Annotated in this window: 1 protein-coding gene (cut by a window edge); it reads right to left on the bottom strand. The window is 36.6% G+C overall.

From position 1 onward, the window contains the following. Positions 1–17,622, bottom strand: part of the annotated coding region (locus tag BLW23_RS11090) for a PKD-like domain-containing protein (RefSeq protein WP_143032152.1) (this coding region is incomplete at its 3' end). The annotated region extends 14,387 nt beyond the left edge of the window; 17,622 of its 32,009 annotated nt are in view.

Raw genomic sequence — 17,622 nt, 5'->3', positions numbered from 1 at the left:
TGTTTCTCCCGTTACATTGGCGTTATCTGCTGCACTCCAACTGAATGTTGCTCCTGCTAAGTTTACATCACCTGTTAAATCGTGGTTCAATGCTACATCACTACAAACCGTATCTGTTGGTGCCGCTGTTACAAATGGTTCTGGATTTATCGTTACTGTGTAGGTATATGAATCTCCTGCACAACCATCTGAACTTGTTGGGGTAATCGTATATACAACAGTTTGAACAGATCCGCTTGTATTCGTTAAGGCATCTGTTATACTTGTAGCTGTTGAAGCTATAATGGTTTCTCCAGTTATATTGGCATTATCCGCTGCACTCCAACTAAAGGTATTTCCTGTTAATGATACATCTCCTATTAAATCATGATTTAAAGCAACATCACTACAAACAGTATCCGTTGGTGGAGTTGTATTAACTGGCTTAGAATTCAATGTTAATGTAACTTCAGAACTTGTTATACTAGCACAAACATTTTTTGTACTAGTAGTTATCAATCTATATTTATTTGTTGAAGCTGATACTGGCACACTCGTTAATGTTAAGCTTGCCGTAGTCGCATTACTATATATACCTCCATCGGTGATATCATTCCATGCTCCCGCTCCACCTACTTGTTCTTGCCATTGATACACCAAGTCTCCAGTAGCTGGCGTACTTCCACTGTAATCTGGAGTTGTTGCAGGAGCCGTACCCGTAAAGACCGTTGTACTTAATGAAGAAGCTACTCCCGTAAAAGTAGTATTTGCGTCTGGACAAATTGTAGCATCTGTTGGCTGTGTATCCATTTGAAGCATGGTAGCTTCTATTTCATTCCCATTCACTCCATCATAACCACCTGTTCCTCCAGTGACTTGACCGTTACTATCAAACCCTGTACCATCTAATACACCATTACTATCTCCATCAGTTCCTCCCGATTCAGTTACGTCATTACAACCATCATTATCACTATCTAAATCTAAATGATTAAGAATATGATCTCCGTCCGTATCACAAATTCTTAATTCTATAAAGTATTGATTATTTCCTGTTGCTCCAGAAGCAAAAACTTCAATTCTCTTCGCCCCTACTTCTCTTGCTTCCCACTCAAATCTAATTCCATTTGCTGTATCTGTTCCTCCAACAGGATTCTCTACATAATAAGAATTTCCAGATTGAACGACTACAAAATCATCTGCTAATGATGAGTTAAAATTGAATCCAATTCCTTCTAGAGATATAAAACCTTCTTGAATTCCTTGAGCTAAGGAACCATCATGTGCAAAAGTCACATATGCTAAATCAGCATAAGGTCCTGTAAATTCAAAAATCGCATTTCCTTCAGTTGCGTTTGTTTTCCATGCTAATCCTGCTGCATTTGTCGCTCCATTAGTAATAGTTACGAAAAGGCTTCCAGTTGGCAAACCAAAAAGACTACTTACATCTTCATTCGTAACACTATAATTCGAAGCATTTGATCCTGGAGGAGATGCTAAATCTGATGGTGATAATCTCACCCATGCACACTCAGTGCTATCTAAAATTCCATCGTTATCATCATCTAAATCACATGTATCAATAATTCCATCAGCATCTGTATCTGTAAATCCAGAAACTGAAGGATCACAGCAAACTGTATTATCAGAACTATCAGTTACGGCAGCTGCTGTTGCTTGTCCTCCAGAAGTAACTGTTGGTACTCCATTCGCATCGACACCACCTGTAAACGCTCCATCAGTTAATTGTGTATGATCAAATGTACCTGAAGCTTCTAACGCATCGTAACATCCATCACTATCAGAATCTACATCTAAATGATCATAGATTCCATCATTATCACTATCACAAATTCTATATTTAATTCGTAATAATACTCCATTTTGAGAACTAGTAGCTGCACCTCCTGATAATATACCGGAGGTCAATTCAATATTATCTCCTCCTAAAATTTCATATCTTGGAAAATCAGTAGTTGTATTTCCCGCACCTCCTGCAGGGTTAGTTACACCTTGAGAAACTATATCTAAACCAGTAACAGGTGGAGTTGGCTGCAATAAAGCACCACCTGATGGATTAAAGCTAACATACTCTCCATCATTAAATTGACCATCATACATTAATGAAATTGCTTCAAATGATTGGGTGAAAGACACTTCAACTTTCCTCGTACCTCCAATAGCATTAGCAACGGTAAGCCAAGGGCTTCCTGCGGATCCAATTAAATTTGATGTTGGAGTCGAAGAACCAGTAGAACTAAACTTTACCGTTACTCCTATTCCATTCAATTCTGGTATCCCTAAAACCGCGCCCATATCAGGTATTGTTTGCCCTGATGCTTGACTTATCCCTGCATCTGTTAACCCTAAATCTGCCCAATTTATGTTTAACGTAACCAATCCACATTCATTATCATCTAAAATACCATCATTATCATCATCTAAATCGACTGTGTCAGGAATTCCATCCCTATCTGTATCATCCGGACAAACAGTAGAAATCGTATCATCTGTAACCGCTGCAACGACACCCGTGTCATAGGCGGCGGCAATTACAGATCCATCTGGATTTATCTCACCTCCAGACACCGTAAGAGGATCTCCTGTTCCATATTGTCCTCCATCACCTCCATCGGTATCATAACTTCCATAGGCCTCATTTGCATCAGAACACCCGTCATCATCACTATCTAATTCTAAATGATCAGGAATGGTATCACCATCGCTATCGATATCTAAACAAGCACCACCTTTTCCAGATACTGTAAAGTTTGTGATGGTAAATGCACCTGTTGATAGCGTTATTTTGTAATCTTCCACTGGGACTGTACCCGTATAGACCGTTGATCCATTATGGATGTAATTCATATTTCCAGCGGCGTCTACTTCCAGTCTAAAGGTAGTTCCTACAATTGAAGGTGCATGCCATCCGCTGTTGGTCGCTCCATGACGAACATACATTCCATTAGCATTATTGAACTGGAATTTATATCCACCATCATTCCAAGTCGCTCCTGTTATTTCAGTTCCACTTACAGGGAAGAATCCTATCATTCCATTACCAACACTTGTCACCGTTCCTTCCATCACAAGTGGTAATGTAAATGTTTGATCTGAGTATGCTGTAGACCAAGCCGCACCAGTTACTTGTAATGTTGTTGTAATTGGAGCCGATACATTTGCAGTTGCCGTTCCATGCCAGGTCATATCACCTGGATTTGTGATTTCAATTACATTACAATTTTGCTCATCTATATCATAAATACCATCATTATCATCATCTACATCAACTATATCTCCAACTCCATCACCATCTGTATCTGTACATAAATTCTGTGCATTGTCAAGACTATATTGACTATAGGTAGAAGTATAATTTATATTTCCTGTAGTTCCATCTTCAAACTGATCTAATAAACCATTATTATTTGCGTCGGCACCCGTGTTATAGTTAGTGGTATCGTTATTTGCCACTAAGGTATTTCCTGATTCAACACTATCACTACATCCATCACCATCAGAATCTAAATCTAAGTGATTGTAAACTGTATCTAAATCATTGTCAACAGAACAATTGGTTTTAGGATGTAAACTTGGTTTGAACGTAGTTCCTACTTTTGGAACGATTTCATAAATACGGTTGTAATACGTTGTTCCAGAAACTCCTAGCACTCTATACCTTGTATACTTTTGACCTGTTTGAGTTAAGTTATATGTATAAGTATTATTGGTCGTTTCAGTTTCATTCAATACTCCCGTAACATCTGTCCAAGTACTTCCATCATAACCTTGCCACTTGAATGTTGCCGATGTTCTGAAAACACTATAATTGAAAACAACATCTATTTCAGTTAATTCTACTGGAAATGCCATTTCCAACTCATATACAGTTTCACCTGCAATATTTGTATTTAAGGCTCCATATGAAGCAACATTGTTCATTACTCCATCGTATAATTCAGAGAATTGATAAGCGGCATTTGTGCTATAATTTGTAAGTGTTGTGCTAACATTTGTAATGACTACCTCATCAGAAGTATAATAGCAAGAAGGAGATTCCTCTGCATCTAGAATTCCATCGTTGTCATCATCTAAATCTGATAAATCGTTAATTCCATCACCATCGGTATCAGTACAAACACTTAAGAAATCACTTAATCCATATTGTGTATATGTCGAGGTATAATTTATTGTTCCTGTTGTTCCCGTTTCAAATTGGTCTAATAATCCATTTAAATTGGCATCAACTCCAGTATTGTAATTTGTAGTATCATTATTTGCAAGTAGGGTATTTCCTGCTTCAACACTATCACTACATCCGTCACCATCAGAATCTAAATCTAAATGATTCGAAGTTCCATTACTATCATTATCACAATAAGTTCCTCCAGAATTATTCCCTGTGGCAGTTACTGAAATCCCATCAATACCTATCCCCGCAGCAGTTGGGGCTGTAAGTTTAAACCCTATAATTTCAGTTGTTTGTGTTGCAACAAAAGTAAATGTTTCCGTATGCCATGTATCTTGATCATACGTTTGAACTGCAGTGACTTGATCTCCATCTGGAAGATATACTGTTACCGCTGTATCGTTTCTTTCACTGGCAGCTCTTCCTGCATTTGCCCAATAAAAAGTAACCTGATATGTATCTCCTGCAACCAGATTACTCATGGTTGTTTGAATTGCTTCTGTATGTGCAAATCCAGCATAATTACCTCCTTGAGGAGACAATAAATTCATTGCATAATTATTCGAATAACCATCTATTCCTTCAATTATTTCAAAAGTAGTGGTGGCTGAAGTCGAATGATTTTCCCAAGTTGCTGAGCCATCAGAAGGGACTAAAGAAGCCCATGTCTGTTCAGAGAACTCATCAAAGGAACCGTAGATATTCGTTCCTTGTAGTGTTGGGCATTCTACAACATCAAGCACTCCGTCATTATCGTCATCAATATCTCTTAAATCACCAATACCATCACCGTCGGTATCAATACAAACACTTAGTGAATTGTTAACTGCAAATTGATAAGTTGAGCTATAATTAATGTTTCCTGTGCTTCCATCTTCAAACTGATCTAATAATCCGTTATTGTTCGCATCGGCTCCAGTATTAAAGGTTACAATATCGTTGTTAGGCACTAAGGTATTTCCTGCTTCAACACCATCGCTACAACCATCTCCATCAGAGTCAAGATCTAAACTATTAATTAAACTATCTCCATCTGTATTTTGTGAATAACATACATTCGTAACAAGACTAAATCCTTCATCACGAAGATCGGCTACTCCTGCCAGAGCTACATGAGAAGTAGTTAAACTAAATTCAGTTGGTAATAAGTTTGTATTGAATATAATTTTCCATGTTGGCGGTGTTGCATTTTCATACTCTGCTGCTTGGAATATTGCTTGTCCTGAATTGATAATAGTACCATCAGCAATATCTAATTGGTTATCTGGATCGACAACAGTAGCTGTTATCGTTGGTGTCCATGTAAGTGTTATTGTCTGCTCATCATTGTCATTTTCTGCATCAGCATTTCCTAACAGGTTTGGTCCCCATTCAACAGACTCTAGAATTCCTCCTGTCTGCGGATTGATTGTCATGGTTACTTCATAATCTCCTAAGTTCGTATCATCAATAACATAATGGATTCCTCCAGTTACTGGAACTATATTTGCGGCCACCAAAGCTGCACTTAGATTGTTAAATTGGATATTAAAATCTGCAATTCCAGAACCTTTGGTAAACGTTCCTTCAATTTGTTGACTTCCCGCTGTTAAAACAGTATTCGTTACTGCTGCTGCACCTATACCACAAGCTAATTCTTCAGTATCCAACACTCCATCATTATCGTCATCAATATCGGCTAAGTCATTGATACCGTCTCCGTCAGTATCGGCACAAGCATTCGACAAATCGGTTGTTGCATAATGATAGGTTGATGTATAGTTAATATTTCCTGTAGTTCCATCTTCAAACTGATCTAATAAACCGTTGTTATTCGCATCTGTTCCAGTGTTAAAGTTTACAATATCGTTACTCGCTATTGCTGTATTTCCTGCTTCGACGCTATCACTACATCCGTCGCCATCACTATCGAGATCTAGATGATTGTAAATTGTATCTCCATCATTATCAACTGAACAACTTGGTTTTGGGAATAATTCTGAAACGAAATTATTTATATCAAATGTTATTTCTCTAACACCACTATAATAATTTGTTCCTGCAACTCCATAAATTCTATATTTCTGATAAACAGTATTAGGATTAATAGTATTTATAAAGGTATCGTTACCATTTGCTACTGTGTTATGTGCTACTGCCACGGATAAATCCACCCATGCGCTTCCATCATATCCTTGAAGTTTTACCGTAGAACTAGCATTGGTTGTCATGTACCAGTTTACCATTTCAAAATTGACTGCATTGATTGCGACAGGTGCTGCTGGCGTTATTTCAAAAAGAGTAATATTGACAATATTTTGTGTTGGATTGAATGAAGAATACGTAGCTGAATCGTTATCAAAACTTCTTTCAATTCCTTCATTCGATCTTGTTGTTAATTCTGTAGTAACATCAGAAGGTATTACTAATTCCGACTCATTATAATAACATTCTGGTGACTCGGTAGCATCTAGCACTCCATCGTTGTCATCATCAATATCAGTAAGATCATTAATACCATCACCATCAGTATCAGCACAAAAGTTTAAGAAATCGCTAAGAGCGTATTGCGCATAGGTTGATGTGAAATTGATATTTCCTGTGGTACCGTCTTCAAACTGATCTAATAATCCATTATTATTTGTATCAGTTCCTGTATTAAATGTTGAAGTATTATTATTTGGAACTAGTGTATTTCCTGCTTCAACACTATCAGAACACCCGTCACCATCACTATCTAAATCTAAATGGTTGTAAGTAGAATCGGTATCCGTATCGACAGAGCAATTGTACTTAGGGTATAATGACGGTTTATATGTACTATCATCAACTTTTGGAACAATTTCATATATACGGTTGTAATAAGTGGTACCCGAAATTCCAAGCACACGATATTTCGTATATACCTGCCCTGTTGGTGTTAATGTATAAGTATATGTATTGTTAGTTGTTTCTGTTTCACTTAAAACTCCAGTTACATCAACCCAATTACTTCCGTTATAACCTTGCCATTTAAAAGTAGCTGTTGTTCTGAAAATACTATAATTAAATATAACATCAATTTCAGAAAGCTCAACAGGAAACTCTAAATCTAATTCATATACGGTTTCTCCTGTTATATCAGTATTTAAGGCTCCATAGGCAGCCATATCATTGGTTACCCCGTCATATAACTCAGAAAACTGATAAGCTGCATTTGTGCTATAGTTTGTTAGTGTTGTTGTTGCATTATTAAAGGCTACTTCATTTTCTAAATAATAACACGATGGAGATTCAACAGCATCTAATACTCCATCATTATCGTCATCTAAATCTGTTAGATCATTAATTCCATCACCATCTGTATCAGCACACACACTTAAGAAATCACTTAATCCGTATTGTGCATAAGTAGATGTATAATTGATATTTCCTGTAGTTCCATCTTCAAACTGATCTAACAACCCATTTTGGTTAGCATCAGCTCCAGTATTGTAATTTGTTATATCGTTACTAGCTATTGCTGTATTTCCTGCTTCAACACTATCAGCACAACCATCACCATCACTATCTAAATCTAAGTGATCAGGAACTGTATCACCATCAGTATCAATACTAATACATCCTCCGACAACAGGCACCACTTGGTCTCCTTCAAGAATTCTTACTCCATCAATTACTGGATAGTTATATGCCGTAGATCCTCCGGTATGGTTATCTGTTCCTGAATTTGTAAAGAATTCTAATCTTTGAGTTGTTGCCGTGGCTGTAAATAATATTCGTTGTTCTTCCCAAACCTGATTTCCTTCACCTAAATAGGGCTGCTCATTACTAAATTTGATTTCACTACCGAAAACTACTTCGTAACGTGCATTATCATTGAGTTGTGTAGTCCCTTCAACTCCACCATGAGCTTGATAAAATACAATTGTATATTCTTGCCCAATCGATAAGTCAGTTACATCGGTATAAAAAGACTCTGCTCTCGAGGCATCATTTGTATAACCACCAACAAATACACCTCCATCTGGTGACGATGGCATACCATCACACATTCCTCCCCAAGTTCCTGAGCCTGTTGTTGGCATTGGAGATTGCCATGAATCGGCGCTTCCGCTTCCATTATTCCATCCACCCGCTGTAACATTACTGTTGTAAGCATCTGTACTTGCAACACCTGCTAAATCTTCAAAAGTTCCATCAACACCTAAATCGACGGCTGTATTACAATTTGAACCTTCGTCAGTATCTAAAACTCCATCATTATCATCATCAATATCAATTAAATCACCTACACCATCTCCATCAGTATCCGCGCAAACATTTAACAAGTTATTTGTAACATATTCATACGTTGAATTATAATTTATATTTCCTGTCGTTCCATCTTCAAACTGATCTAATAAACCATTATTGTTTAAATCACTTCCTGTATTATAGTTTACAATATCATCATTTGGCACTAAGGTATTTCCAACTTCAACACCATCGCCACAACCATCTCCATCACTATCTAAATCCAAACTATTAATCGTAGCATCTCCATCTGTATTTTCTAAATAACACACATTTGCTACCAATGAGAATCCTTCATCTCTTAAATCCGCTACACCTGCTAGTGCAACATGAGATGTATTAATTTGGAAAGCAATCGGTAATAAATTTGTATCAAAAACTATTTTCCAGGTAGGTTGAGCTCCATTTTCGTATTCTGCTCCTTGAAAAATTGCCTGTCCAGGACTAATAATAGCTCCATCCGCAATATCTAATTGATTATCTGGATCAATAACTCTTGCAGTTACTGCAGGTTCCCAAGTCAGTGTTATCGTTTGTTCATCATTATTGTTTTCAGCATCAGTATTTCCTAAAAGGTTTGGTCCCCATTCTACACTTCCTAATAAACCTCCTGTTTGAGGAGTTATTAGAAGCGTTGTTTCGTAATCTCCTAAATTCGTATCGTCTACTACATAATGAATTCCACTAGAACCAGGAACAATATTGGCTGCAACCAATGCTGCACTTAAATTTGTAAACTGAATATCGAAATCGGCAATACCTGATCCGCTTGTAAAAGTTCCTTGAACTTGTTGACTACCTGCTGTTAACACTGTATTACTTACCGAAACCGCTCCTACTCCGCATGCTAACTCTACAGTATCTAAAGCTCCATCGTTATCATCATCAATATCTACTAAGTCATTTACTCCATCACTATCAGTATCTAAACACGCATTTAAAACTGAAGAAGTTGCATAAAAATATGGTGCTACATAATTTAATGTTCCTGTAGTACCATCTTCGAATTGATCTAACAATCCGTTCGAATTCACATCAGTTCCAGTGTTATAATTTGTAGTATCATTATTAGCTACCGCTGTATTACCCACTTCAACCCCATCACTACAACCATCGCTATCACTATCTAAGTCTAAATGATTTAATATCGTATCACCATCCGTATCAGAGGTACATGTTGGTTTTGGATGCAAACCTCTTACATATCCTAAAGCTACAGTTGAGGTAATTTCTCCTATTGTTGTTGAAGCCACAGTTAATGTTCCTGTTTCCCCTAAAATTCTATAATATCTATATTCGTTCGTATTTGTACTCGTAAAAATTTTGTCTGTGGTCGTAGCTAAATCTACAACTGCACTCGCATCAACCCATGTATTTCCATCAATTGACCCCTGAAGTTTTGCAGTAACACCAGCTCCCCAAGTTGTGTTATTCACTAAAGTAACATCTGCCAATTGAACTAATGATGGATATTCAATTTTGAAAAGCTCTTCTCCTGAAATATTCTGTCCAGCATTAAAGTTAAAGGTATATGTTGTGGCATCATCATGCAACAGTTGAATATCTCCATCCGATTGATCATCGTCAGGACTCACCAAACTTGAAGTTATTTTGTCGATTTGATTTATTTCAGTAATGGTATAAAAACAATCTGAAGATTCCATTTCATCTAATACCCCATCATTATCATCATCTAAATCTACTAAGTTCACTATTCCATCACCATCTGTATCTTCACAAGCATCAATATTTTCAGTCATTGCATACAAATCATATGTAGACTCATAGTTAATACTTCCAGATGTTCCATTTTCATATATATCCAATAAACCGTTGTTATTTGCATCAGTTCCTGTTGGATAATTAATGACATCATTACTTCCTAAGGCTATGTTTCCTGCTTCTACGCTGTCGGCACATCCATCTCCGTCACTATCCAAATCAACTCTATCTGGTATCGTATCTCCATCTGTATCTATATCTGTTGGAGGTATTTGAACTGGACTACATACTGGTAAATCAATATCGATAGACTCATTAGCATATGTAGTCGCATAAATATCATATTGTGTATAGTAGAAGGTATATGGATTATTTTCATCTGCTTCCACATAAATATCTAAATACCCTGCATTTGCAGGTGCATTAGACGGATTAGTCATTAAATCTCCACTATGATAATCGGAAGTACCATCAAACTCAGTAACAAACTCGTTCAACTCAGTAAATGATGCAACATTTGGATCCCCATTTGGAAGTGCTGGCAACCACATTCTATGAGCTCCAGGATGATTAGTCCAACCTGAAGTTCCTGGGATAAAAATTCTAAAAATAGCTTTAATACTTTGCCCTGGCAACGGCTTTAAAGTTATTGAAACCTGTAATGAGTCATTTGCTGTTGATTGTGAAGTTGAGTAAGTTACCTTGCTTGAATTTTGCATTTGGGTCGTGCTCGCTTGCACAGCATTCGAGGGGTTTTGTCCTAAAGGTATATCAAACTCTACATCAGCAACATATGTACCATCCACATTTAACCTTCCAGCAAACTTATTTCCTGTAAGAGTAAAATCAGAATATGAAGAAACTATAGGTGTACAACCAGAGGGACCCGCTATAGACTCATCTACATCCAAAATACCATCATTATCGTCATCTATATCAGTTAAGTCTCCAATATTATCTCCATCCGTATCCACGCAGTTCGTTCTTTCACTGTTAATAGCGTATCTGTATGTTGAAGTATAATTTATATTTCCAGTAGTACCATCCTCAAAATCATCTAATAATCCATTTGAATTTGCATCAGTTCCTGTATTGAAATTAGTAGTATCATTATCTGAAATCAACGTATTTCCAGATTCCACACCATCGCTACAGCCATCTCCATCACTATCTAAGTCAATATGGTTATAACTTCCATCGCCATCGCTATCTGTAGTACATTCTTCTTTTGGATGCAATCCTTTAACATAACCTGCAGCAACATTGGATGTAATCTCACCAATAGTTGCCGAAGTTACTGTGGTTGTTCCTGTTTCTCCAACAACTCTGTAATACTTGTACTTATTAGTATCTGTAACAGTAAACACCTTATTGACTGTGGTTGCCATGTCCGTAGCTGCGCTAACATCTATCCAATTTACTCCATCTAAAGAACCTTGAAGCTTTGTGGTAGCTCCCGCTCCCCAAGTAGTGTTACTTATTAATGTTATATCTGCTAATTGAACCAATGAAGGGTATTCTATTCTAAAAAATTCAGCTCCAACAATATTTTGCCCTGCATTAAAATTAAAGGTATACGTTGTAGCTTCATCATGTAATATTTGAATATCCCCATCAGATTGATCGTCATCAGGACTTATTAATCCCGAAGTTATTTTAACAATTTCTCCAATTTCAGTTTCTGTATAAAAACAATCTGGTGATTCATCTTCATCTAAAATACCATCATTATCATCATCTAAATCGGTTAAATCTCCAACTCCGTCTCCATCAGTATCGGCACAAAAGCTTAAATTATTTGAATTGGCATAAATTTTATAAGTATCTGCGTAATTAATTTCTCCGCTAGTTCCATTTTCAAATTGATCTAATAATCCGTTTGAATTGGCGTCAGTACCCGTATTATAGGTAATAATATCATTATTAGCTACCAATGTATTTCCTGCTTCTACACCGTCACTACAACCATCTCCATCACTATCTAAATCTAAACTATTGACGGTAGCATCTCCATCTATGTTTTCTGAATAACAAATATTTGCCACCAATGAAAACCCTTCGTCTCTTAAATCGGCTATACCTGCTAATGCTACATGAGACGTATTAAGCTGGAAAGTTGATGACAATAAATTCGTATTGAAAATAATTTTCCATGTAGGTGGAGCGGCATTTTCATATTCAGCTCCTTGGAAAATTGCCTGACCGGGACTAATAATTGTACCATCTGCAATATCCAACTGATTATCTGGATCTATAACAATAGCAGTAACAGCTGGACTCCAAGTTAAGGTTATTGTTTGTTCATCATTATCATTTTCTGCATCTGTATTTCCAAGTAAATTTGGGCCCCATTCAACACTCCCTAATAATCCACCTGTTTGAGGAGTTACCGTAAGGGTTGCCTCATAGTCTCCTAAATTCGTATCATCCACTACATAATGAATTCCACCAACTACTGGAACAATATTGGCTGCAACCAATGCTGCACTTAAGTTTGTAAACTGAATATCAAAATCAGCAACCGAAGTCCCATTTGTGAACTCTCCTTGCACTTGCTGACTACCTACTGTTAAAACTGTATTACTCACACTAGCTTCTCCAACACCACAATCCAATTCTACTATATCTAAGGCTCCATCGTTATCATCATCAATATCTATTAAATCATTTACTCCATCTCCGTCGGTATCAGCACAAGCATTTGTAATGGTGCTCAGTGCATAATAATAGGTAGAAGTATAGTTAATATTTCCTGTAGTTCCATCTTCAAACACATCTAATAATCCATTCGTATTAGCATCTGCTCCTGTATTGAAATTTACAATATCATTATTCGCTGCTAAAGTATTTCCAGCTTCAACGCTATCACTACAACCGTCTCCATCAGAATCTAAATCTTGATGATTATAGGTAGTATCAGTATCGGTATCTGTGTTACATAAGCTTTTTGGATGCAAACTAGCAACATAACCATTAGCTATTGTTGATGTTATTTCTCCTATGGTAGTTGAGGCCACTGTATTACCCCCATTTACACCTAAAACTCTATAATACTTATATTCATTCGAGTTTGAATTTGTAAATACTTTATTTACTGTTGTCGCCATATCGATATCAGCACTCGCGTCTATCCAAGTAATTGCATCAATCGATCCTTGTAATTTGGCTGTCACTCCAGTTCCCCAAGTAGTATTATTCACAAGGGTTACTTGTAACAATTGGACTAAAGAAGGGTATTCGATTAAGAATAACTCTGCCCCTGCAATTGCTTGTCCTGCATCAAAATTGAAGGTATATGTTGTCGCTTCATCATGAAGCAATTCAAGATCTCCATCAAGTTGATTATCATCAGGACTTGTTAAAGCAGAAGTAACTTTCGAAATCACTTGAATTTCTTCTTCTGTATAGAAGCAATCTGGAGATTCGGACTCATCTAAAACTCCATCATTATCATCATCTAAATCTACCAAATCACTAATACCGTCTCCGTCAGTATCAGTGCAACTATTCAGTGCTGCTGAATTTGCATACAAACCATAGTAAGACGGATAATTTATCGTTCCCGAGGTACCGTTTTCAAACTGATCCAATAATCCATTTTGATTTACATCTGCACCTGTATTATAATTCGTTATATCATTATTTCCTATAAGTGTGTTTCCTGATTCAACACTATCACTACATCCATCTCCATCTGAATCCAAATCTAAATGATTTGGGATAGTATCGTTGTCTGTATCAAGGTCTGAACAGAATAATTGAGAATTCGCTGCACCTATATCAATAGTTAATCCCTGATTAGCTCCTGCATATTCATTTACATATAATTTTAACTTATCGCCTTCTTCAAAGAAAACATTATTCATTCCTGGGCTAGCAACCGTCCAATCTGGTTCACAAAACAAAACAGTTTCAATACCATTTTTATCTTCTTTGATAGCCATTTTACTATCGTGTGTTCCTGAGGAAGGTAAAATATCGTAGAATCCTTGTTCAGAATCTGTAAACGTATGGATATGCTCAACAATCCAATAAGAACCCGTTGGGTTACTACCCGTTACAGACCCTCCATTTGAATTTAAAGTTGATAACAACGTAGATGCTCCTCCATTGTACCAATCTATTTTTAACTGTCCTGGAAATTCATTCATAGTTCCTGAAGCAATTAAAGTTGCGGCTGCAATCCCTAAATTATCGCCACAGTTTGGCCCACTTCCTCCTTGATATACATTAATATCCCACGCGCTATCATAATTTGGTGTTGTGGAACATTCTCTTTCTACAAAATCTAAAATACCATCATTGTCATCATCAATATCAATCACATCTCCGATGCCATCACCATCAGTATCGGCACATGCACTAATTGCATTTACTATTGCATAGTTATCATAGGCAGAAGTATAATTTATATTCCCTGTAGTTCCATCCTCAAACTGATCCAACAATCCATTATTATTTGAATCAGCTCCTGTATTATAATTTACAATATCATTATTGGCAATGTTGGTATTGGCAGCTTCCACTCCATCAGCACAACCATCCCCATCACTATCTAAGTCGATGCTATTCACTAAAGAATCTCCATCTGTATTTACCGAATTACACACGTTTGCTATCAAACTATAACCTTCATCTCTTAAATCAGCTACGCCTGCCAAAGCAACATGTGAAGCATTGAATTCAAATTGAGATGGTAATAGATTTGTATTGAAAATTATTTTCCAAGTTGGCTGACTTGTATATTCATATTCTGCTCCTTGAACAATAGCCTGACCTGAATTTATTATTGTACCATCAGTAATATCTAATTGATTATCTGGATCGACAACCGTAGCCGTAACAGCTGGACTCCAGGTTAAGGTAATGGTTTGTTCATCATTGTTGTTTTCGGTATCTAGGTTTCCTAATAAAGAAGGGCCCCATTCAACACTTTCTAATAAAGCATCTGTTTGCGGAGTTACTGTAATTGTAGTTTCATAGTCTCCTAAATTGGTATCATCAACCACATAATGTAATCCTTCTGTATAAGGTACAATATTGGCTGCAACCATCGCTGCACTCAAATTGGCAAATTGTACATCATAATTCGCTACTCCAGCTTCATTGGTAAAGCTTCCTTCTATTTGCTGACTCCCTGCGGTTAACACAGAATTTGTTACAGCAGCTTCACCACTTCCGCACCCTAACTCAGTAGTATCAAGTGCCCCGTCATTATCATCATCGAGATCAACTAAATCATATACACCATCTCCATCCGTATCAGCACATGCATTGAGATAATCCAATAAAGCATATTGAGCATATGTTGAAGTATAATTGATATTACCTGTTGTTCCATCTTCAAATTGATCTAGTAATCCATTATTATTCGCATCTGTTCCTGTGTTATAATTTACAATATCATTACTTGAAGGGGCAGTATTACCAGCTTCAATGCTATCAGAGCACCCATCGGCATCACTATCTAAATCTAAATGATTGTAAACTGTATCACCATCTTTATCAGCAGTACAACTTGATCTAGGCAATAACTCTGGAATAAAATTATTGATATCGAATATTATCTCTTTAACACCACTATAGTAATTCGTTCCTGCAACGCCATAAATTCTATATTTTTCGTAAACAACAGTTGGGTTAATAGTATTCAAAAAAGTATCAATTCCATTAGCCACAGTATTATGAGCCACTGGGATTGATAAATCGACCCAGCTACTACCGTCGTATCCCTGGAGCTTCACTGTAGAGCTTACGTTAGTTGTCATATACCAGTTCACCATTTCAAAATTAATAGCATTAATTGCAATAGGTGCTACTGGAGTTATTTCGAAAAGAGTAACGTTAACAATATTTTGTGTTGGGTCGAATGAAGAATAGGTCGCTGTATCATTATCGAAGCTCCTTTCAATACCTTCTCCTGATCTTGTAGTTAATTCTGTTGTTACATCAGAAGGTATTTCTGCTTCTGATTCTGTATAATAACAGTTAGGCGATTCAGTTGCATCAAGAATCCCATCATTATCATCATCGATATCTGTTAAATCATTAACACCATCTCCATCAGTATCAGCACATAAATTTAAATGATTGCTAAGCGCATATTGATTAAACGTTGAATTATAATTAATGTTTCCTGTAGTACCGTCTTCAAACTGATCTAATAATCCATTTGAATTAGCATCGGCACCTGTATTATAATTAACAATATCATTGCTTGTATTTGCGGTATTCCCAGATTCAACACTATCAGAACAACCATCAGCATCACTATCTAAATCTAAATGATCTGGAATCGTATCTCCGTCGGTATCTTGATCAATACAATAATTTCTTTTTACATAAATATCTCCAAAAGCAACATCTTGTGCAGAAGCAGGACTATTCTCATACATTTCTACTTTTGCAATATTGTCACTTCCTGATTGATAACTAAATACAGTTCCTCCATCAGGAGCAGTATTTGAGTACAAAAGATTATCGTCGCTGTCATATACATTAAAATAAAGAGTTCCTCCATTTCCTGATGGATCTCCATGCATTTCCACATAGTTGACATTATTCGCGAATGTCATTCCAACTCCTGACCAGTTCAAACTTCCTGAAGTATTTGTCCCTCCAATAGCAAGGCTATTAACAAAACCTCCATGAGTTGTTCTAATAACTGCAGGATAACCACTTAATGAATAGAAAGTCATTCCGTATGAACCTTCCAATTGATTACTTAATTCCGAACCTGAAGCTACCAAAGATAAATCTACCAAAGTTCTCGTTGCAAAAGATAAAGAACAATCTCTTTCCATTGTATCAAGAACTCCGTCATTATCATCGTCAATATCAGTTAAATCATTAACCCCATCTCCGTCAGTATCGGTTTGCAATGAATATTTATAATTTCTTATTTCTCGAGGATATAATCCTTTTCCTATTTCTAAGTTCCAATCACCATTTCTCCCTGTAATATTGGTTGACGCCGCAATAGAAACTCCCAAATGCTTCTCTAAAAATGCAACTGTTTCCTCTCCTCTTTCTCCTTTGGCAAAATTGCAACCATAAAAGCTAATAGATTTCAACCTTGACCTATTTATATTCAACTGATTAATCCAGTCAACGATTTCTTTTTGACCGAGCCATTTTCCATTAACATAAATCTCACCTTCTTTGGCATGTGTAAATACTTGCAACTCTTCTGGAGTTGACGTTTTTTTGAGAGAATAAAGGGCATCGATTTCCATAATCGATTTCTCGATCTCCAATTTACCTTCTAATTTAGGTTCAATAAATACTACAGATTTTGGAAAAGACTCAGTATTAAAATTATACTGACAGAGATCCTGTTTACATAGTGAATTGTTTTGGTCATACATCTCAGTTTCATGAGGGTAAACCTTAAAACTTGTAATAGTTGATATAAGTAATATAGTAAAGAAGATAACACCACTTCTTTGAGCTAGTATCTTTTGGGGGAATAATAGCAT

The sequence above is a fragment of the Tenacibaculum sp. MAR_2009_124 genome (assembly GCF_900105455.1).
Lineage (GTDB): Bacteria > Bacteroidota > Bacteroidia > Flavobacteriales > Flavobacteriaceae > Polaribacter.
Note: the sequence above shows the minus strand (reverse complement) of the source record. Positions and strands in the feature narration are given on the sequence as shown.